Annotated in this window: 19 protein-coding genes and 1 pseudogene; 10 read left to right on the plus strand and 10 right to left on the minus strand. The window is 38.3% G+C overall.

The features are described 5' to 3' along the window. Positions 1-104 precede the first annotated feature (104 nt). From MHI04_RS18675 to MHI04_RS18685, 3 genes are all read left to right on the plus strand, one after another. Positions 105-521 (plus strand): hypothetical protein, encoded by a 417-nt coding sequence (locus tag MHI04_RS18675; protein WP_342535095.1) that lies wholly within the window; start codon positions 105-107, stop codon positions 519-521. Positions 522-965: 444 nt separating this feature from the next. Then, positions 966-2,285 (plus strand): hemolysin family protein, encoded by a 1,320-nt coding sequence (locus MHI04_RS18680; RefSeq protein WP_170829877.1) that lies wholly within the window; start codon positions 966-968, stop codon positions 2,283-2,285. Positions 2,286-2,474: 189 nt separating this feature from the next. Continuing rightward, the gene (locus MHI04_RS18685) at positions 2,475-3,383 is read left to right on the plus strand and encodes a cation diffusion facilitator family transporter (RefSeq protein WP_036118586.1); all 909 of its coding nucleotides are present in this window, start codon (positions 2,475-2,477) and stop codon (positions 3,381-3,383) included. 18 nt (positions 3,384-3,401) lie between these two features. Here the strand turns inward: MHI04_RS18685 and MHI04_RS18690 are convergent, their stop codons facing one another. Together MHI04_RS18690 and MHI04_RS18695 are read right to left on the minus strand one after the other, a co-directional pair. Beyond that, entirely contained in the window at positions 3,402-4,145 is a 744-nt protein-coding gene (locus MHI04_RS18690; protein ID WP_340812109.1) for an effector binding domain-containing protein, read from the minus strand. Positions 4,146-4,210: 65 nt separating this feature from the next. After that, positions 4,211-5,137, minus strand: coding sequence for a YafY family protein (locus MHI04_RS18695; RefSeq protein WP_036118592.1), 927 nt, complete (start codon positions 5,135-5,137; stop codon positions 4,211-4,213). A 566-nt stretch (positions 5,138-5,703) separates the two neighbouring features. Between MHI04_RS18695 and MHI04_RS18700 the strand changes: the two genes are divergently transcribed. Next, positions 5,704-6,825: a response regulator gene (locus MHI04_RS18700; RefSeq protein ID WP_036118596.1), complete on the plus strand. Its 1,122-nt coding sequence runs from the start codon at positions 5,704-5,706 to the stop codon at positions 6,823-6,825. A gap of 72 nt (positions 6,826-6,897) precedes the next feature. On the opposite strand, the gene MHI04_RS18705 is transcribed toward MHI04_RS18700, so the two are convergent. Continuing rightward, a complete protein-coding gene (locus MHI04_RS18705) occupies positions 6,898-7,545 on the minus strand; it encodes a response regulator transcription factor (RefSeq protein ID WP_036118599.1) in 648 nt (215 codons plus the stop codon). A gap of 12 nt (positions 7,546-7,557) precedes the next feature. Next, on the minus strand, positions 7,558-8,673 hold the full coding sequence (locus MHI04_RS18710; protein ID WP_036118602.1) for a GAF domain-containing sensor histidine kinase: 1,116 nt from the start codon (positions 8,671-8,673) through the stop codon (positions 7,558-7,560). Between the two features lie 188 nt (positions 8,674-8,861). On the opposite strand from MHI04_RS18710, the gene MHI04_RS18715 reads away from it, so the two are divergent. Together MHI04_RS18715 and MHI04_RS18720 are read left to right on the plus strand one after the other, a co-directional pair. Continuing rightward, positions 8,862-9,287: a disulfide oxidoreductase gene (locus tag MHI04_RS18715; RefSeq protein WP_036118605.1), complete on the plus strand. Its 426-nt coding sequence runs from the start codon at positions 8,862-8,864 to the stop codon at positions 9,285-9,287. A 54-nt stretch (positions 9,288-9,341) separates the two neighbouring features. Next, a complete protein-coding gene (locus MHI04_RS18720) occupies positions 9,342-10,181 on the plus strand; it encodes an RluA family pseudouridine synthase (RefSeq protein WP_036118609.1) in 840 nt (279 codons plus the stop codon). Between the two features lie 604 nt (positions 10,182-10,785). On the opposite strand, the gene MHI04_RS18725 is transcribed toward MHI04_RS18720, so the two are convergent. Next, complete coding sequence (locus tag MHI04_RS18725; protein WP_036119032.1) at positions 10,786-11,616, minus strand: aldo/keto reductase; 831 nt, start codon at positions 11,614-11,616, stop codon at positions 10,786-10,788. 79 nt (positions 11,617-11,695) lie between these two features. Further along, positions 11,696-11,869, minus strand: coding sequence for a hypothetical protein (locus MHI04_RS18730; protein WP_170829926.1), 174 nt, complete (start codon positions 11,867-11,869; stop codon positions 11,696-11,698). Between the two features lie 390 nt (positions 11,870-12,259). On the opposite strand from MHI04_RS18730, the gene MHI04_RS18735 reads away from it, so the two are divergent. Further along, positions 12,260-13,105 carry a VOC family protein gene (locus MHI04_RS18735; RefSeq protein WP_340809446.1) on the plus strand — a complete coding sequence of 282 codons (846 nt, stop codon included), beginning with the start codon at positions 12,260-12,262 and terminating at the stop codon, positions 13,103-13,105. A 39-nt stretch (positions 13,106-13,144) separates the two neighbouring features. On the opposite strand, the gene trmL is transcribed toward MHI04_RS18735, so the two are convergent. Both trmL and queG read right to left on the minus strand, forming a co-directional pair. Then, positions 13,145-13,618, minus strand: coding sequence for a tRNA (uridine(34)/cytosine(34)/5-carboxymethylaminomethyluridine(34)-2'-O)-methyltransferase TrmL (gene trmL, locus MHI04_RS18740; RefSeq protein WP_058844476.1), 474 nt, complete (start codon positions 13,616-13,618; stop codon positions 13,145-13,147). A gap of 330 nt (positions 13,619-13,948) precedes the next feature. Continuing rightward, positions 13,949-15,079, minus strand: coding sequence for a tRNA epoxyqueuosine(34) reductase QueG (queG, locus tag MHI04_RS18745; RefSeq protein ID WP_058844477.1), 1,131 nt, complete (start codon positions 15,077-15,079; stop codon positions 13,949-13,951). A gap of 59 nt (positions 15,080-15,138) precedes the next feature. On the opposite strand from queG, the gene MHI04_RS18750 reads away from it, so the two are divergent. The 3 genes from MHI04_RS18750 (at position 15,139) to MHI04_RS18760 (ending at position 18,293) form a co-directional block, all read left to right on the plus strand. Beyond that, the gene (locus tag MHI04_RS18750) at positions 15,139-15,828 is read left to right on the plus strand and encodes a phenylalanine--tRNA ligase beta subunit-related protein (protein ID WP_101966939.1); all 690 of its coding nucleotides are present in this window, start codon (positions 15,139-15,141) and stop codon (positions 15,826-15,828) included. A gap of 15 nt (positions 15,829-15,843) precedes the next feature. Beyond that, positions 15,844-16,353: a hypothetical protein gene (locus MHI04_RS18755; protein ID WP_036119262.1), complete on the plus strand. Its 510-nt coding sequence runs from the start codon at positions 15,844-15,846 to the stop codon at positions 16,351-16,353. Between the two features lie 353 nt (positions 16,354-16,706). Beyond that, on the plus strand, positions 16,707-18,293 hold the full coding sequence (locus tag MHI04_RS18760; protein ID WP_271910948.1) for a catalase: 1,587 nt from the start codon (positions 16,707-16,709) through the stop codon (positions 18,291-18,293). Positions 18,294-18,450: 157 nt separating this feature from the next. On the opposite strand, the pseudogene MHI04_RS18765 reads toward MHI04_RS18760, so the two are convergent. Continuing rightward, positions 18,451-18,844 (minus strand): annotated as a pseudogene (locus MHI04_RS18765) (cytidine deaminase). 6 nt (positions 18,845-18,850) lie between these two features. Then, complete coding sequence (locus MHI04_RS18770) at positions 18,851-19,756, minus strand: LD-carboxypeptidase (RefSeq protein ID WP_036119268.1); 906 nt, start codon at positions 19,754-19,756, stop codon at positions 18,851-18,853. Positions 19,757-19,981 lie beyond the last annotated feature (225 nt).

The following is a 19,981-nucleotide window of genomic DNA, read 5'->3' on the forward strand; positions in this document are numbered from 1 at the left end:
CTTTAAGCTAATTATGTTGATTCATGTTGAAATTTGTATATTTTTCTTATACATTTATGGTATCAGCTTAATAGTAAATGTTTTTTATGCAGGGGGCCATTTCAATGAGTAAAGTCACACTTTCGGATGACTTAAACAGCTATAATTCAAAAGCATTAATTCGTACAAAAGTAAAAGAATTTTTTTCAGAATTTTCAACCAAAATATTCGAACTAACCAATGAAGCGGGTACTATGAATAGTAAAAAATTCGAAGAACTTTCTGGCTATAAAAGCGACTTCTACAATGAATATTGCAGTCAATTAAAGGGCTTTTTTGATTCTTCTACTAGCTCTTTCGGGAAGAAATCAAGTAAAATGTTCTATTTAACGTATAATGGAAAAAATTATGTATTAACACAGCAGGGCATTACAGAAAAAGCACCTGTATCTATTGCTCCCTTCACAGGCGTAATACCTAGTAAGGAAACCATTCATGATGTTGAAAAGGCATGTTTAAAATTACGGTTCCAACAAGAATAACCGAGTAAAAAATGGCAACATTTTTTTTGCATAGAAAAGGGGAGTCTCAAATAATCGAGACTCCCCTTTTAGCTATAAAAAATAATTCATTTAAAAAAATCCGCAAGCTAAAGCACTCTTGAGATTTTTTGACGTGTCGTAATATATGAGATGCAAAATGCTTCTTTCCCTAAACAAACTATCTTTGCTCTTTTTAAAGTTAGCATATAGCTATGGCAATTACAATCTTTTGGTATTTGAATCTAGTTACTTTTTTCAAAAAGGTACTGGAAAAACTAGCGAAAAAATCGTTGTCAATATTTGTGTTTTTCTTTTAAATAATTTATTATTGAGACATCCAACAATTTTTTAAATCATAGGAGGTGTACACTTTGTTTACTTCCCTCATTCGGGCGGGAACAAAGGAATTATTTGGACGGAGACATATTGGAGATAACCATTAGGTTGGCGGCATTCGCCCTACTAATTATAATGACAGGATTTTTCGTTGCAACTGAATTTGCAATCGTAAAAGTGAGATCTACCCGCATTGATCAATTGCTCGCAGAAGGGCATAAGAAAGCGAAAAATGCAAAACGAGTTGTTTCAGATTTAGATGAGTATTTATCTGCGTGTCAGTTAGGTATTACCATCACTGCACTTGGTTTAGGTTGGTTAGGTGAACCTACATTCGAAATCATTTTGCACCCAGTGTTTGAATTTCTAAATTTGAATGGTAGTATTACATCTATCCTTTCATTCATACTTGCATTCTCAATCGTAACGTTTATGCATGTTGTTATTGGGGAGTTGGCGCCAAAAACATTAGCCATCCAAAAAGCAGAATTTGTCACATTAAACTTATCTGGCCCATTAATTTTATTCCACAATATTACGTATCCAATCATTAAGTTATTAAACGGATCTGCCCGTGGTTTAACTGGTCTTTTCGGCTTAAAAATGATGTCAGAATCAGAAGTAGCCCATACAGAGGAAGAGCTGCGAATGATTTTATCGGATAGTTTAAAAGGTGGAGAAATTAATAACTCAGAATATGAATATGTTAACAGTATTTTTGAGTTCTCAGATCGTCTTGCAAAAGAAATTATGGTTCCTCGGACTGAAATTGTCGGCATTGAAAAAGAGCTAACAATTAAAGAAGTGTTCGATTTAATGGGTGTCGAGCAGTATACTCGTTATCCAATTCTTGATGGAGATAAAGACCATATTATCGGCTTAGTCAACATGAAGCATTTGTTAACCGCTTACATTAAAGACTCCAAAAATGGTGATAAGCCTGTTATGGACTATATGCAACCGATTATTCGAGTGATGGAAACAACGCAAATTAACGATTTGTTACTAAAAATTCAACGTGAACGTATTCATATGGCCATTTTAATGGATGAATATGGCGGAACATCTGGTCTAGTGACGATTGAAGATATTATTGAGGAAATTGTCGGCGATATTCAAGACGAATTCGATGAAGATGAAATCCCAGAAGTACAGGAAATTGCAGAAAATCATTTTATTTTAAATGCTAAGATGCTTCTTGAAAATGTAAATGATATACTAGGTACTGACATAGAAGATGATGATATTGATACGATCGGCGGTTGGTTCATGACGAAGCGTTTTGATGCAGTCGAAGGAGACAGTATTCAGGAGCAAGGTTTTGAATTTATCGCAAAAGAATTAGATGGGCACCATATTTTATACTTAGAAGTTCTGAAATTACCTGAAAGTGATTTATCAAATGAATTTGACGCAGTCATGGACTGAAATTGAATTGCCTCGTTGTACTTGTCATGGTATTATTGAAATCACGCTTGTATAATCCGAGCTATATATATGGTCTTTCCTTCACATCTTATAGATGGGAGCAAATACCGTAATAAATAGATCGAACGACTCCCTTTTTAAGAGGGAGTCGTTTTCTAATGTCCGAAAGTTTTGCGAGGGGGAAACAAAATGGAGCTCTATACAAATTTACGGCAAGGGGAAAAAGGTGCTTGGCTATCCATTGGTACATATCTAATCCTAAGCTCTGCCAAACTTACTATTGGCTACATTGGTACATCAGAAGCATTAAAAGCAGATGGTTTAAACAATACCACGGATATCATCGCCTCCATCGCCGTACTGATTGGATTACGCATTGCTCAAAGACCGCCTGATTCTAACCACCAATACGGACATTTACGTGCTGAAACGGTTGCCTCTTTAGTTGCATCATTCATTATGCTTGTAGTCGGTCTCCAAGTACTTATTAATTCTTTACAAAATTTATGGCAGCCAACTGGTACAACACCTTCCCTGTTAACTGCTTATGTAGCAATCGGTAGTGCCGTTGTCATGTATGTCGTTTATCGCTATAATTTGGCACTATCTAAAAAAATTAAAAGTGCCGCTGTTAAGGCAGCAGCATTTGATAATCGCTCGGATGCCCTTGTTAGTATCGGCACAGCCATCGGTATTTTTGGAGCTATTTTTGGCTTTCCGATCATCGATTCTCTGACAGCCCTCATTGTTGCCTTTTTAATTATTAAAACAGCAGTAGAAATCTTCTGGGAAGCTGTTCAAAGTCTGACAGATGCATTTGATATTGATGAAGTGGAGACATTATCGGTCTTAATCCGTAATGTGGATGGTGTAATCGAGCTCTTGGACTTTAAAGGGCGTGCACATGGAAATATGTACTTCATCGACATAACGGTTACCGTTGACCCTTATTTAAATGTTTTTGAAAGTCACCGCATTACTGAAGAAATTGAGCATACCATTATGCGCGAAAATCGCTTTTGTCAGGTTCTTGTGCATATCGAGCCCCATGTAGAATTGATTCCTCCACAAAACGACGACAAGTCTCCTACCAATTAATTGGTAGGAGACTTGTTTTTATTTAATGGCGATATAAATATCTACCTGTGCTTCTTGTGGATTAGCGCATCGTTCATCATACAATTCAAAATCCCCTGTATATGTTCGTTCAACTGTAGCATTTGCAAACCATGCCCAAATCTCTTGCCAAGCTTGGATAACAACCTCTGGCAAGCTTCCTTTCTCAGATGTAAAAACTAAATATTTAGCTGTTGGCATCGTTTTAACGACTAAACCAGCTGGTGTTTCATCATCATTGCTTGACACTTCTACACCTAGTGTAACGGCGTAATCTCCATTCACATCCGTCTCATAGTCTGAATACAAACCATAAATATTGTTATTTTTACGTTCAGCTATTTGGCCTGAAATATTTTGTTGGTAAAAGTGATCCCATAATTGTGGGATTTTAGCTTGTGCTGTCATTTCATTTGCATTACTTGTTTGAGCTGAAATTCCTATGATTTGAAAGGACTCCAATTCCACCATTTTTGGCTCTTTCCATTCATCTTTTCTCCATCGTTTTAAACTTGGTAAAAAGGATGTCAGCATATGACGTGCCTCATTTTCAGGCATACCATCTTCCTGAAGATGTGGTACGCATATTTCGATCATTTCTTTCACTGTTAATTGAGGTTGTTTAAACTCTCCTCCCTCATAACAATATGTACAATACTCCTGACTTTTGTGCCCTTCTTTTTCACTACCTAATAATGCCTCATCTACTAATGGCATACCACAGCTTTGACAATAGCTTTGCATCGTCATTCCACCTTTCGCTTTATTTGTTCTTACTATAGCAAAGGAAACCTGACAGCTGTATGTCATCAATTGTCTTGATTTTTATATAAAAGGACAATTTCTTGTGCGCGTTTTTGGATAATATCTCTTATATATAGCGGTTCTATGATTTTTATACGATGACCAAAGCTAAGCAAGAAGCCATAAAGCCATTCATCCTCTGGTATGGCAATATTAATGATAGACTGCTCATGATCTATATACTCTGCTCCAAAAGATTCCTCCACCAATGTTGTGATGGCTTTATCAAAAAAAATAACTAAATTGACGACGTTTTGTGGTTGATGCCATTTTTTCCCCCATGGCAGCTCACTTAAATTCACTTCCTTACGCTCAAAGATAGTCTCCTCTTGCAATAAATTCTTGATTCTCGCAAGTTTAAATAAACGAAAGTCCTTTCTTAATGTGCAATAGGCATATAAATACCAGGTCTTTCCTTTCTGAACAATTGTATGAGGTTCAACTATCCGACTTGTTTGTTCACCATGCGTAGTAGAATAGTAAAAGCTTACACAATGCATGCTCTCTATTGCATTCTTTAATGTCGTCATATGCTCTTTAAAAAGAACGTTCGGCCCCCAAGGACTAAAATCTACAAAAAGGTGATCCATAGATTGTTTGACCTGGTCATCAGCAATACATGTTAATTTTTCAAGAACTGCTTCAGCGTGCGAATCCTCATAGGTAGTCAAGGCACTTTTAATAGCTGTAGAAAGTGAAATAAGCTCATCCTTCGTCAACACTTGTTTATCAACACGGTAACCCTCCATTAAATGAATGCCACCATTCACACCTTGTTGACTAATAACAGGGATACCTGCACAGCTAAGTGTTTCAATATCTCGATAAATCGTCCGAACGGATACATTAAATAGCTCCGCTAGTTCTTGTGCCTTAACTTTTTTTCGATTGATTAAAATCATCGTCATTGTTAGCAGACGTTCTAATTTCATAGCGAAATCCTCCTCCATCCATATCCCATAATTCCTATACAACTTTTCGTTTCAATTACTAACAACCTATCTTTTTAAGTATTTTTTAAGTACTTTTTGAGTTTTATTTAAGACAAATGTACTATAATAACGCCTGATTAATTATTACAATGATTATACTATTTTTACAATATAAGAAAATACAATGCTTTGGCTACATGTCCAGCTTTTATTTCCCAATACGATGCTATTTCATTTTTTTATAAGAATAGTTTAATAGTAAACGCCTAAACAATTATTTCAATTCTCTTACACAACATAAAAAACTTTTATCTTCTATATAATGAACGGCGAATACTTTCTATGAAGGGATTTGACGTGGTGTGTGACAATATACTACAGGATTCTTTGACTCTCGCCTGTGAAAATCCTACAACATTGATTGCTTTTTTCTAGTATCAAATTTTTAATAGAAAAGTTACGTGATGTTCACTTTTCTTGCCCTTCACTCTATATAGGAAGCCTTTCACCAAAAATGAACTAGAGTTTAATCGTTATCAATTTAATTGTAAAAAGGAGAGTTTGATATGATTCGAGCCGTTTTAATAGACAATGAACCTTTAGCTTTACACTATTTTCAAAATAAACTACATGCCTTTCAACAAATACAGGTTATTCAAACCTTTACAAGTGTCGAAGTTTTTCTGAATGAGCTGCCTAATTTAGAGTTTGAGGTTATCTTTTTAGAGGTAAAACTCCAAGAATTATCTGGACTTGAAGTAGCTGATATTATCAAAACGGAACGTCCACAAGTGAGCGTAATTTTTATTACCTCCTATCATGAATTTGCGTTACAAGCCTATGAGATTGGTGGTCTGGACTATTTATTAAAGCCTATCAGTCCTGCTCGTTTAGAAAAAACGGTAGCTCGCATTGAGCATGAATATTCTATCCAGCAAATGCTTCAGCAAGCTACGCAAACTGTGTTAAACGTACAATGCTTTGATCAATTCGCAGTCTATAGCAATAATAGCTTAGTGGCTTTTAAAACAGAAAAGACGAAGGAATTATTTGCTTACTTTATTTTGCACCCAAACATACCGATTCATCGGGATTACTTAATTGAAATCCTATGGCCAGATTTAGACTATGTACGAGCTAAATCTAATCTCCATACCGCTCTTTCTTATTTAAGAAAGACTTTGAATATGATCGGCTATGAAAACTGTATCGTCTTTTCAAATAAATACTATATCTTTGAGAAACCAACTATTGTGTGTGATCTATATGATTTTCAAAAACTTCATGAAGATTTTTCACGCTTGGAGTTTCCCTCCATATCTTTGATTAATCAATGTCTTTCTATTTATAAAAATGGCCTCTTTGTATTCGATGATTATGAGTGGTCAACTGCCGCTAAAGATAGATTAACGAAATCATACATAGAGTTATTAGAGAAGGGGTTTCAAACAACGTTTCTTTCTGATACTGAGAAGGCTCTTGAATTTCTACATGCTTTATTTGAGTATGACCCTTACAATGAACAAAAGCTTGAACATTATTTATACACGTTGACTCAGGCAGGGCTTCACGAACAAGCTTATAAAATTTTTCAAACATATAAACAAAAGCTTCAGGAAGATTTAGCACTGACACCAAGTGCTACCTTATTAGAGATTTCCCAAAAATTATTTGTTCAATATAAATAATGTAAAAACGGCGAGTACTACTTTGTTTTGTAGTAGCTCGCCTTATATTTTTGTACGTATTTTGAAACATGTTTAAATACCGCTACCCTCTGTTAGACCATGCTTCACCGCATATAGTGCTGCTTGTGTACGGTCTTGCACTTGTAGCTTTGTAAAGATATTGGAAATATGCGTTTTCACTGTTTTTTCTGTGACAAAAAGTGAGGATGCAATTTCTCGATTACTCTTTCCTTTTGTCAGCTCTGCAAGCACATCTTGTTCACGAGGTGTTAGTGGATTTAATAAATGTGGTGCATTTTGTGACTCTTGACGATCCATTTCAAGCGTTGTCGTTGCTTCTGGATGCAATGTATTTTCGCCACGCATAATACGACGAATGGATAAGACCAATTCATCTGGCTCAATATCTTTTAACTGATAGCCTGCTGCTCCCGCCTCCATTGCTGGAACTACATGATCTCGATCCGAAAAACTAGTCAGCATTAGAATTTCTATTTGTGGAAATTTTGCTTTGATGCGTTTTGTTGCCTGAATGCCGTCCATCTCAGGCATCACTAAATCCATTAAGATAATATCTGGTTGAATGCTTTCTGCTAATGATACAGCTTCATGCCCATTTTTCGCCTCTCCCACAACCTCAATATCCTTTTGTGTCTTTAAAAAAAACAATAGTCCTCGACGCACCACATGATGATCGTCTGCAATTAATACACGTATCATGTTCTCTCCCCCTTAATATGGCAAGCGGATGAGCAGCTCCGTACCTTTGCCAATTTCACTTACCCAGTCAGCAGTGCCACCTACTGATTTTGCACGATCCTTGATGGATTGTAAGCCCATTGAAAGCAGCTTTGTATTATTGTCGATGACAAAGCCTCGTCCCTCATCTCGAATCACCAATAAAATATCTGTTGATGTAACCGTAATATACAAGGCTGCTTCTAGCACCCCTGCATGACGACGCACATTATTGAGCGCCTCTTGTGCTACACGAAATAATGTTTCTTCAATACGAGAGGGGAATTGCAGTACACCTGAAACCATAACATGTAGCTTTAAGCCAAGCATTTCAGCGTATACTTTAATGGCTTCAAGTAAACCATTTTCTAATCCCTTCGGTCGCAATTGCCAAATCAGCGCACGCATTTCTGTTAGTGCATCTTGTGTTAAATGCTGGATCTCTTTAAATGTTTCTTTCACATCACAATCATCCGTCATCTCAATACCAGCTCTCGCTGTCAACGTAACAGAAAATAGTAGTTGATTAACGGAATCATGTAGGTCACGTGCTAGACGGTTACGCTCCTTCACAAGTGCCATTTCTTGCTCCTGCTTTGTCAGTAAAATTCGCTTAATAGCTGAACCCATCTGAAAAGCAACGGATTCTAATAAAGCTAGATCCTCCTCTGAAAAGCGTACCGTGTCCTTGGATGCAACATTTAATACACCAAAACGTTCTTGTCCAGATTGAAGGGGTACCGTGGCATGATGTGTAATTCCTTCATGATCGCCAACATTTGCTGCAATGGCACTTTCAATTCGCTGACACTCAATTATATTGGAGGCTTTTTTTAGCTCTTCATTGCGATAACGGGAGACGCACCAACAGCCACCCTTGTTTAAATAATGACAATTATTAAATTCCAATGCCTCTGGTAGATTTTCATGGACAACAAGCTCTGAGCGTCCTTTTGCATCAATAAAAAAAATCCAGCCTGTTTCAAATTTAGTGCCATTTAAAAATTTGATGAGTGCACCTTTTAGCATTGTGACAATTTCAGTTTCTTCATTTAATAGTTCAGCAATTTCCTTTAAAATACTAATATTGGAATGCTCATTCTCCCTCACGAAAACACCTCTTCTTTAGCATTACTACTGTTAATGATACCATTAAGGGATTGGAGACGTCTGCTTGAGTCGTTCATACTTTAGACTGAAATTCATAACATACCTTATTTTGTGTAAGTTGATTTACATATAAAACTAGAACAACTATAATCGAACAAGTACATGGTTTTATGAAGGGAAGAATGGATATGTCTAAAAAAGAGGAAAATGGCTTATTATTTATATGGATAGTGTCTGCTGTAGCGACACTAGGTTCATTATACTTTTCTGAAATTCGTCACTATGAACCTTGTAAATTGTGTTGGATTCAACGTATTTTTATGTACCCAATCGTCATTATGACGACAGTAGCATTGATCCAAAAAAATGCGCGTATCGCTGTCACAACAGCTGTGTTTTCTGTGATTGGAGGCTGTATCTCACTTTACCATTACGGAATTCAAAAGCTAAGTTTTTTAGCTGACAATGCCCCTTCCTGCGGCGCGGTTTCTTGCACAGGACAATATATTAACTGGCTAGGCTTTATTACTATTCCGTTTTTAGCATTAACTGCATTTATTTTAATCGCAGGGGCAAGCTTCTATTTAATAAAAGCTTCAAAAGCTGCAAAATAATCGAGAGACCGTGTTCTACCAATGGAATGCGGTCTTTTCTACGGAGGAAGATCTATGTTTCATTATGAAATAACTGAAGATAACTTACATGTTGAAGAGCTGTTACGCAATCAATGGCGACTTGGCAAAAAGCTAGTCCATGAATTACGTATGGCTAAAGCAATCACTTTGACAAATGATGAGCTGATTCAATGGAATACACCTTTACAGGCAGGGACAATTATAAAATTTACATTTCCTATTCCGACATCTAACTACAAACCAACACCTGTTTGTGCTATTGATGTAGTCTATGAAGATGAACATTGTTTAATCGTCTCCAAGCCAAAGGGCATGGCAACACATCCGAATGATGCTCGTGATACACATACTTGTATGAACCATGTTATGGCACATATTAAAGAACAAGGTGGTGTATACGCCGAGCATGTTCATCGTCTTGATAAAGGGACACAAGGTTTATTACTTGTAGCAAAACACCCATTAGCAAAGTCTATTTTTGATCGAATGATTGAAGAAAAATCCATTATTCGTACGTACGCCGCAGAGGTACAGGGTAATTTACGTACATCATCAGGAACGATTGCTGAACCAATTGGAAAGGACCGCCATCATGCGACAAGACGGGTTGTATCCAACACGGGACAGCATGCCGTAACTCACTATGAAGTGGTGGCCCGCTACAAAAATTCCTGTGTTGTCCACCTCATTCTTGAAACTGGACGAACGCATCAAATTCGTGTTCATTTAGCCTATATCGGCCATCCAATTATTGGTGATACAATGTATGGCGCACGAGAAACAGCAAATGATGACTACGAGCTCCATGCGATTCAATTAGAATTTGAACATCCATTTTTAAATAAACGAATTACCGTCAAGGACGAGCAGTAAGTAAAAAAATCCCGCCCTCTATTTGAGAGCGGGATTTCATAGTGTTGAAAAACAAAACCATCCATAGAATTTATGTGAAAGGTGAAAAAGGATTTCCGTTGCAGGCTACTTGCTTTCCTGTGGGCGAGCGCCGAGCCGCTTCCTCCGTGCAGGGGCTCGCCTGTCTCGCTATTCCCACGGGAGTCAAGTAGCCTTCCACTCCAATCCATAAAATAAAAATGTTCACTTTTTAGCAAAAAAGTGAAGGTATTCACTACTCTTTTATGGTGGGGTGTTGGCACACATCACTTCTCCACATTGAAAGTAAGAGGCTATCCTCTCTTATACTATAAATAATGGGCTATTTTGTTCAGGAAAAGACACTTTTGCAGAATGGTTGATTGGAGTGGAGCCAGCGTCACTCCTAGGGGATTTAGCGTCACAGAGGAGACCCTGGAGCGAACGCAGTGAGTGAAGCGGCTCATCAGACGCCCCCTGGAAAGGACGCTGGCGGAACGGAAATCAACCCCTCGCCTTACAAAATTGCTTATTATGCCGTTGACATTACCTTTTTTCAACAACATGAAATCCCGCCCTCTATTTGAGAGCGGGATTTACTTATTTCCTAAAAATCAAATTTGAAATGATCAGGATCTTGCCCAAATCGTTGATTTCGATTTAATGTAGCCATTTTCTCCATCTGGGCTTGTGTTAATTCAAAGTCAAAAATCTGTGCGTTTTCCTCGATTCGACTTGGTGTTACTGATTTAGGAATAACCAATGTATTGTTTTGTAAATGCCAACGTAACACTACTTGAGCAGCCGTCTTTCCGATTTCTTGCCCTATTTCCACTATTGTAGGGTCAGTAAGTACGCCTCCGCGCCCTAGCGGTGACCATGCAGTAACAGCAATTTGGTGTTCACTGCAAAATGCGCGTAATGGGAGCTGCTGTAAATAAGGATGTAACTCCACTTGATTGACCATCGGAGCCGTATTTGCCTTTGCCAGTATTTTTTCTAAATGATGCTCATGGTGATTCGATACACCTGTCGCACGAATTAATTTTTCATCGTATAGACGTTCAATTGCTCGATAGGTTTCTTCAAAAGTTTCTGGGACAGCCCAATGGGTTAAATATAAATCTAGGTAATCTATATTTAATTTCTTTAATGAAACCTCAAAAGCACGTAATGTGGCATCATACCCTTGGTCATTATTCCACACTTTTGTCGTAACAAATATATCTTCACGTTGAATGCCTGAATGACGAATCGCTTCCCCTACCTCTACCTCATTGCCATATAAGGACGCTGTATCAATAGCTCGATAACCAAATTTAAGTGCTTTATCAATAGCCTGTAATGTTTCTTCACGTTCAGTCATTTTATAAACACCTAAACCAAAGCAAGGCATTTCTACACCATTTGATAATGTTTTCGTTGATTGTAAATGCAAGAAGCACAACCCCTTTCTTTTCCTAGTACCATTATACAAAAAATTGGATTTAAGAAAAATAAAGCAGCTGTTTTAAACCTTACTTTTTCTCGATTTCCGTATCCTCCTCCAATTGTATAGGGTCAGCAATACGTTCATCCTCTGCCAGTTCAAGACCATCTCGTAAATGCTCCATCTGTTTTCCCAAATCTTTTAATTCTTTCATATCTCTAGCCATTGAACCATTTTCAATGTTTGGCACTTTTTTTTCCATAATGATCACCTCATTTATAGTTTTCCCGATATCGAGATGTTTGAACCATTTCTGACATATTTTATTCCGCTATGTCGTTTCATTTTTATAATAGATAGGCTATACTAAAAAGAGATGTCTTTAGAACATGAGGAGGGTACTTCCATGAAATTATTATTAATCATTGGTGTAACAGTTGCTTTCTTAACAGCTATTTTTACCGCTGGATACGAAGGCGACTACAAAGCAGACAAATAATAGCTCAAGAAAATCACTAAGCATTTTGCAAGGCTTAGTGATTTTCTTTTTTTGTAGAACAATAGAAATACTTGACTTTCATTTGTTTTTAAAATAAACTAACTTACATAAAGTAACTTAATAAAAAAAGATAACTATTTGGAGGTATCCTCTATGCATTTCCATGAAAAACCTAACACCTATGTAACGAATGTTGAAATAAAAGTAAGCGATCTCCAACGCTCTTTAACCTTTTATCAAGAAATAATAGGCTTTAAAATTTTACAGCAAGAATCACATAAAGCTACGTTGACTACCGATGGAGAAACTGCTCTTTTAACCATTGTTCAGCCTGAAGCAGTGGAAGAAAAGCGAAGCATGACGACAGGGCTTTATCACTTCGCCTTATTATTGCCAACTCGCCGTGACCTAGCCAATGTCATTACTCATTTTCACGACAAAGGTGTACACCTTGGGGCTTCTGATCACGCTGTCAGTGAAGCACTCTATTTAAATGATCCTGACCATAACGGTATTGAGGTGTATGTGGATCGTGATGAAAGCGAATGGACATGGCATAATGATTACGTGCATATGGTGACAGAACCACTCAATATCCGTTCTATTTTAGAAGAAGGAGATGGAAGTTGGAATGGACTTCCTGCTGGTACAGTGATGGGTCATATTCATTTATCTGTCTCCAACTTAGCAGAAGCTGAGCATTTTTATACTAAAGGCTTAGGTTTTGAGATAGTCACACGCTATGGTTCCCAAGCACTATTCATTTCAACAGGTCGTTATCATCATCATATCGGTTTAAACACGTGGCACTCAGAAAATGCTCCAAAGCTTGGCCAAAATCAAGTGGGTTTGAAAACATTCTCCTTGCGACTAGATAACGAAGAACAAGCAGCCACTATGAAAGGAAACCTTCGTGTAATGGGTGCACCAGTCATAGAAATTGCTGGTGGATTCCAAACAGAAGACCCTGCTGGTAATGTTGTATTATTGAAGTTTTAGTATTAAAAAGGCAGTTCTCACATGCGGAGAACTGCCTTTTTAATGTAAACCTGGATAGCCTTGTTGTCGTAATGCCTCATAAATGACAATGGCAGCCGTATTAGACAAATTGAGTGAACGTATATGATCACTTTGCGGAATACGCAAGCACATATCTCGTCGATCATATGCAAAGTCCTTTGGCAACCCTGTCGTTTCTTTTCCAAACATAAAATAAATATCTCGATCTTGATCACTAAAATCATGCGTCGTAAACGGCTCATCACTATACGTTTCGATTAAATAAACATCTCCATTTTTAGAATGCTCTATAAAATCATCCAGTGAATCATGATAGACAATATTCACACTATGCCAATAATCTAAGCCTGCTCGTTTCAACATTTTATCGTCCGTCGAAAAACCTAGTGGACGAATTAAATGTAACGATGTATTCGTACCAGCACAAGTACGAGCAATATTCCCTGTATTAGCTGGAATTTCTGGTTGATATAAAACGATATGCAATGGCATAACGACACACTTCCTTATTCAAAATTTCTTTCAGCAGGCTCTTGAACAGAGCCAGATTTTTTTAGAATGAGTAGCCCCTCGGATAAAATGAGACTCAGTTCTTTTGAGTCGGTTTTCCCTCTCGGTAAGCGGGCCATAGTTCTTTGGGAGCGACTTTTCCACATATTATGAGCAGGCACGGCTCTTTTAGAGCGAACCGACTTCCTTTATGAACGAAACCCCAACCTTTTGGAGCACCCTCCGCTCAAACTAGAGCCGCTTCTCCGACAATTCCAGTGACTGATTTCGCCCTCTAATAGAAAGCAAGTAAACCAATTGCCCTGACTCAACTTATTGGAAAAACTGCAACCCTTTATGAATTTCACTGAGTACTTCTTCATCCTGTTCTGTAACTTCCGCTTCATGTAAAGCAGATTGGGCTATTTCTCCACCTATCTTGCCTAAAGCCCATGCAGCTGTGCCACGAATGACAGGACGTTCATCTTTTTGAAGAACATCAATTAAATCTGGTATGGCGGCTTCTTCTTTAAAATGAGCGAGTGCTAAAATGGCATTACGCTGGATAGGCTTTTTCCCACGCCAAGAGCCCGAGACATGACCAAACTTGGCCTTAAATTCTCGATTAGAAATCGTTAAAAGAGGAGTCAATAATGGCTTGGCAAGTTCTGGATCTGGCATAAATTCTTCATGCATCCAATTAATTTTCCCTTTATTTTTAGGACATACTGTCTGGCATGTATCACAGCCATAAAGACGATTGCCGATATGATTTCGGAACTCATCAGGCAGTAATCCCTTTGTTTGGGTCAGAAAGGCAATACAGCGCTGCGCATTCAGTTGTCCTCCTTGGATTAAGGCGCCAGTCGGACAAACATCCAAGCACAATCGACAATCTCCACATTCATCCTCCATTGGCTTATCTGGCGCAAAAGGGATATTTGTGATGAGCTCTCCCAAATACACATAAGAGCCAAATTCAGGCGTTATAATGGAACAATTTTTCCCACTCCAGCCAATGCCTGCACGTTCTGCTACAGCTCGATCTACAAGTGCTCCCGTATCTACCATCGATTCAATTCGCACACCCTCGACGTGTTCCTCAAGCCAAGCAGATAATAACTTCAAACGTTCACGTATTGCTGTATGATAATCGACACCCCATGAAGCTCGACAAAAAATTCCACGCCTTGCACCTTTTTTACCAACTGGTGCATTTTGCATACGCGAAGGATAGGCAACAGCTATCGCTACAATGCTCTCTGCTTCATTTAATAATTGAAGGGGTTCGGTACGTTTTTCAATATTACTTTCTTCAAAACCAGACTGGTAGCCTAGCTCCTGCTGGCGACGCAATCTGTTCTTTAGTTCTGTAAAGGGAGCTGCTGTTGTAAAACCTATTTTATCAACGCCAATGGACATCGCATATGCCACAAAGTCACGTTGTAGGTCATGTATGTTCATTTTATTTCCAACTCCTTACATGGTACAATAATAGAAATAGATAAAGTAGGTGATGTTCATTGGAAATTTCCATTAACCAATCTCTATTAGCACGACATCCCGAGCTAAAAATCGGCATTATTCATTATACCAAAATTGTCGTAGCAGAATCCCCTCAAATGATTAAAGGACGTATGCAATTGTATCAGGAAAATCTCTTTCTAGAAATGCAAGAACAACCCGTGACACAGCGTGAGGGTATCGCAGAATGGAGACAGCTATGGAAAAAGCTTGGTGCTGATCCAAACCGTTACCGTCATTCAGCAGAAAGCCTAATGCGTCGAATTAGTAAGCAAAACTATTTAACACCACTTCATTCAGGTGTTGATTTAAATAATTTCTTTTCTCTCCAATACGAAATGCCAATTGGGCTGTATGATGTCGCTCCAATCAAAGGGTCTGTGGAAATTGCTCTTGGTCATGATGAAATTAGTTACGAAGGTTTAAATGGGCGATTGAATACATTAACAAATATTCTATATAGTCGTGATGAAGTAGGAGCATTTGGCTCACCTTTTGTCGATTCTAAACGCACAGCTGTTACAGAGGAAACGACTGAGGCATTACATATATTTTATCTCCGACCATCGTTAACAACTGAAGCAGCAAACGAACTTCTTGCGTCAGCAGGAAAAATGTTTAATCAAATCCATGGCGGTCATTATCAAACCGCACTTTTGTCAAATAATGCGCCATCTACTACACTATAAAAAGGACGTGTTTTCATGATTAATCTTGCAGAAGCAGTTAAACTAAAAAGTATTTTAGGGAAGAAAACTCAAGAGCTTGTTAGTGAACTACATCGTAGTGCTGTTGTGACAGTAGAAAAAGGACAAGCTCCTAAAACAAGTAATCGCGCTCTCCCCCTTATTGAGGCTGACCTAGCACAAATTCGTCTCGATGCACGTACGCTAGACCGTTTAGTATATGAAGCGAACATTCAAAACACAGTCGATTTTAAAGGTGAAAAGTTAGCACTAGTAGAAGCCATCGAATTGGCGACACAGCTCCGTGCCGAGGCTGAATTGTGTAAAGAATTTAGTATGCGTGAAAAAGAAAGTGTCCGATTCGGCTATGGTGAAAATGCAATGTTATACGAAATCACTTTGTATGAGCCTGATGCATATCGAGAACGAGCAATTCAACTCGAAAAAGATGCGCATAAACTATCCAATCTTATTAATTCAAAAAATTATAGTATACAAATTAACTTTGACGATTCTCGTTATTTCTAATCTCGGGGCGGTGAGACTCCAAACCGAGTTGGATGTGCTGTTTTCAAATTCAGCTTTTGAGCTAACTTGCCTCAAACCAATAACAAGTTACCTGTTACTGTATGACCGATGACTAATGACCAACTATAGGCAAAAGCCATACTCAACCAACTTGATTCCGTTTGAAAACGCCATCCATGGCTCTCCTACATTTATGTATGGAGAGCCTTTTTATGTAGATTGAGCATTTTTTTAAGGACATAAACGGTAAATCATGGCATATTGATACCAAGTTTAAATGTCGATGAATTCGAATGTCTAGTTTGCCCCATTCAAGGACAAAATGGAAGTATCTATAGGAAAGGGGTCATACTATGACACAGCAAAATGATTCAACACATGAGCAAGATACAACCTTAACAAATCGACAGGGCCATCCGATTACCAACAATCAAAATTTACGAACAATCAGTAATCGTGGTCCTGCAACACTTGAAAATTATGATTTTCTAGAAAAGATGAGTCACTTTGACCGAGAGAGAGTTCCTGAACGAGTGGTCCATGCTCGTGGTGCTGGTGCACATGGTTATTTTGAAACTTATGGTGTTGTGGGTAATGATCCAATTTCAAAGTATACACGTGCAAAAGTCTTTCAGGATAAAGGGAAGAAAACGCCTGTCTTGGTGCGTTTTTCAACTGTGATACACGGCGGTCACTCCCCTGAAACTTTACGTGATCCACGAGGCTTTGCAGTCAAATTTTATACAGAGGATGGCAACTGGGATTTAGTGGGCAATAATTTAAAAATATTCTTTATTCGTGATGCCATGAAATTCCCAGACATGATCCATGCTTTTAAGCCAGATCCTATTACTAATATTCAGAGCGTCGAACGTTTCTTTGACTTTTGTGCTAGCTCTCCAGAAACCTTCCATATGGTCACTTTTGTCTACTCACCTTGGGGGATTCCAGCTAATTATCGTATGATGCAAGGCTCTGGGGTCAATACGTATAAATGGGTTAATGATGAAGGGAATGCGGTTCTTGTCAAATATCACTGGGAACCACTACAAGGCATTAAAAATTTAACACAAAAAGAAGCAGAAGAAATCCAACAGAAAAATTTCAATCATGCCACTCAAGATTTATATGATGCCATCGATCGTGGTGAATATCCTGAATGGGAGCTACATGTTCAAATAATGGAGGATGGTCCACATCCTGAGCTTGATTTTGATCCATTGGATGATACAAAGCTTTGGCCAAACGATCAATTCCCATGGTATGCAGTTGGCAAAATGGTATTAAACAAAAATCCTGAGGATTATTTTGCTGAGGTGGAACAGGCCGCATTCGGCACAGGGGTACTGGTTGATGGCTTAGACTTTTCTGATGATAAAATGCTGCAAGGTCGTACTTTCTCTTACTCTGATACACAGCGTCATCGTGTAGGAGCTAACTATCTACAGCTACCGATTAATGCGCCTAAAAAGCGTGTTGCTACCAATCAACATGGTGGGCAAATGATGTATAAACGTGATTTAGCACCCGGTCAAAATCCACATATAAATTATGAGCCATCTATGCTCAATGGTTTAAAGGAAGCGACACAAGCTGGGAAAGAACATACACCCTATGTAGAGGGAAATCTTGTTCGTGAATCAATCGATCGTCAAAGCAATACTAAGCAAGCTGGCGAAACTTACCGTAGCTTTGAGCAGTGGGAGCGAAATGAACTTCTTGAAAACTTAATACGCGATTTATCAGTCTGTCACGAGGATATTCAAAATGCAATGATTGCGCTAGCAGAGGAAGCGGATGAAGAATATGGTCGTTTACTCAAAGAAGGTTTGCATAAGGCACGAAAAAACGCCTCCGCTTCTAAACCACTTGGCAATATCGATGGCGATCAAGCACCTCAAGATGCTATCAATAAAGGTCATGATGCCGAGCCATATTAACTAAGTTAAAAATAGGCTGGGACAAACCAATGAAAAACCCGATCTATTTTACGAAACACTCCTTTAGTGTTTTGTAGTAGCTCGGGTTTGCTTTTTGTCTTAAAATTATCTGGCTTTCATAATAGCCAAATTAATTATGTATAAGCCTCTTTTTGCATTATTGCTCATAAGCCTTATACCAATGATAGGGTTGAATTTCTTTTAATAACTTAAATACTAATTCACCATTTGCATTCGTAATCGCAGCTTTCACATTCTCTCCTCAATAGAAAAGTCTTTCCTGACAGACCCCGCATGGTATAAGTTCTGATTTTTCACTTTCTCGAGCAACACAAATTGAATGTGTAACCTTTGTATTGAATTGATGGGCCTCTAGAATGGCTCCCGTTCCCATACATAATTCAGTAGCTGGCATTCATGACCTCTGGTGCGATACTTGTTAAAATCCGCCCATCTTCAGTATACAAAGTTGCAGTTCCTCCCCAGCCAGAGGGATATCTTTTTTCTGCTAATGCTACTGCCGATTCATATAGTGTTTTTTCAATATCCATCCTACATCATTTATGCACGCCAGGTAATATTTTCAATACCTTTTCCTCGGCGTCTAAAATAGCATCCACTCCTAGTGGAATGGCAATATTCGTCGTTTCATGCCCAATCTTAAAGCCAGCCACAACCGGAATGCCCAATTCAGCAAAATACTCCTTCATCAACAGATGCAATGCCGCTTCATCAGCTCCTGTCTGTGTAAATGAGCCAATGATTACACCTGCTAACTGTTCTAACTTCCTAGCCTGTTTTAATTGCTGAAGCATCGAATCAATTCCTGGAATCGTTTCACCTAGTTCTTCTATCAATAAAATTCGACCTTCAGTACGCACTTCAAATTTGGTTCCTAATGTGCTGACAAGACGATAGAGATTGCCTCCGATAATTTCACCTCTTGCAACACCCCCAGCAATTGTTGTTAAAGGAGAAATCGCCTCTGTATACTGAATTTCCATCGGGGAAAATAATTGTAAAAACATTTTCTTTGATAAGTCATCCATCTTACTAGCTGCCATAAGCAGAGGGCCATGAAATGTCACTAGGTTGGCATATTCATTGATGGCACAATGTAAATATGTCAGATCTGAAAAGCCCCAAAAAATTTTAGGGTTTTCCTCTAATAAAGTATAATCAACTTTTTCAGCAATTCGTGCAGAGCCATAGCCTCCCTTGGCACAAAAGATCGCTTTCACTTCAGGGTTTTTCACCATTTCATGCAGATCACCTAACCTGGTCTCGTCATCTCCAGCTAAATAATCATGTTTAGCATGAATCGTATCACCTACAATATAGCGAAGCCCCAATTCGTCCAAAAAAGCTAATGCATCTCCTAGCTTTTCAGGCTCTACCAGACTTGAAAGGGCAATAACACCAACTAAATCACCTTTTTGTAGATACGGTACTGTACTTTTCAACGCAATCACTCCTCTTTTCCTTATTTTAGCATAGCCATACTATGGGAGCATTGATTATTGCGATGCTTCATGCCTAAAATAAACCATAATATTAGAAGTTATCGCTTTATGATAATCTCGCCATAGAGCTTACCTTCCAGACACACTATCTAGCACAAACTTTATTCATTGGAAATAGACAGCAACGATTGCTGGTATTTTTGCTTCTATCGTTGCTTTTTTGCT

This window comes from Lysinibacillus sp. FSL K6-1151, from assembly GCF_038630755.1.
GTDB classification, from domain to species: domain Bacteria; phylum Bacillota; class Bacilli; order Bacillales_A; family Planococcaceae; genus Lysinibacillus; species Lysinibacillus fusiformis_D.

Excerpts from the sequence above, each read along its gene's own strand:
- MHI04_RS18675 (WP_342535095.1), top strand. The coding sequence starts at position 105 with ATGAGTAAAGTCACACTTTCGGATGACTTAAACAGCTATAATTCAAAA.
- MHI04_RS18685 (WP_036118586.1), top strand. The coding sequence starts at position 2,475 with ATGGAGCTCTATACAAATTTACGGCAAGGGGAAAAAGGTGCTTGGCTA.
- MHI04_RS18690 (WP_340812109.1), bottom strand. The coding sequence starts at position 4,145 with ATGCAAAGCTATTGTCAAAGCTGTGGTATGCCATTAGTAGATGAGGCA.
- MHI04_RS18695 (WP_036118592.1), bottom strand. The coding sequence starts at position 5,137 with ATGAAATTAGAACGTCTGCTAACAATGACGATGATTTTAATCAATCGA.
- MHI04_RS18700 (WP_036118596.1), top strand. The coding sequence starts at position 5,704 with ATGATTCGAGCCGTTTTAATAGACAATGAACCTTTAGCTTTACACTAT.
- MHI04_RS18705 (WP_036118599.1), bottom strand. The coding sequence starts at position 7,545 with ATGATACGTGTATTAATTGCAGACGATCATCATGTGGTGCGTCGAGGA.
- MHI04_RS18715 (WP_036118605.1), top strand. The coding sequence starts at position 8,862 with ATGTCTAAAAAAGAGGAAAATGGCTTATTATTTATATGGATAGTGTCT.
- MHI04_RS18720 (WP_036118609.1), top strand. The coding sequence starts at position 9,342 with ATGTTTCATTATGAAATAACTGAAGATAACTTACATGTTGAAGAGCTG.
- MHI04_RS18730 (WP_170829926.1), bottom strand. The coding sequence starts at position 11,869 with ATGGAAAAAAAAGTGCCAAACATTGAAAATGGTTCAATGGCTAGAGAT.
- MHI04_RS18735 (WP_340809446.1), top strand. The coding sequence starts at position 12,260 with ATGCATTTCCATGAAAAACCTAACACCTATGTAACGAATGTTGAAATA.
- trmL (WP_058844476.1), bottom strand. The coding sequence starts at position 13,618 with ATGCCATTGCATATCGTTTTATATCAACCAGAAATTCCAGCTAATACA.
- queG (WP_058844477.1), bottom strand. The coding sequence starts at position 15,079 with ATGAACATACATGACCTACAACGTGACTTTGTGGCATATGCGATGTCC.
- MHI04_RS18755 (WP_036119262.1), top strand. The coding sequence starts at position 15,844 with ATGATTAATCTTGCAGAAGCAGTTAAACTAAAAAGTATTTTAGGGAAG.
- MHI04_RS18760 (WP_271910948.1), top strand. The coding sequence starts at position 16,707 with ATGACACAGCAAAATGATTCAACACATGAGCAAGATACAACCTTAACA.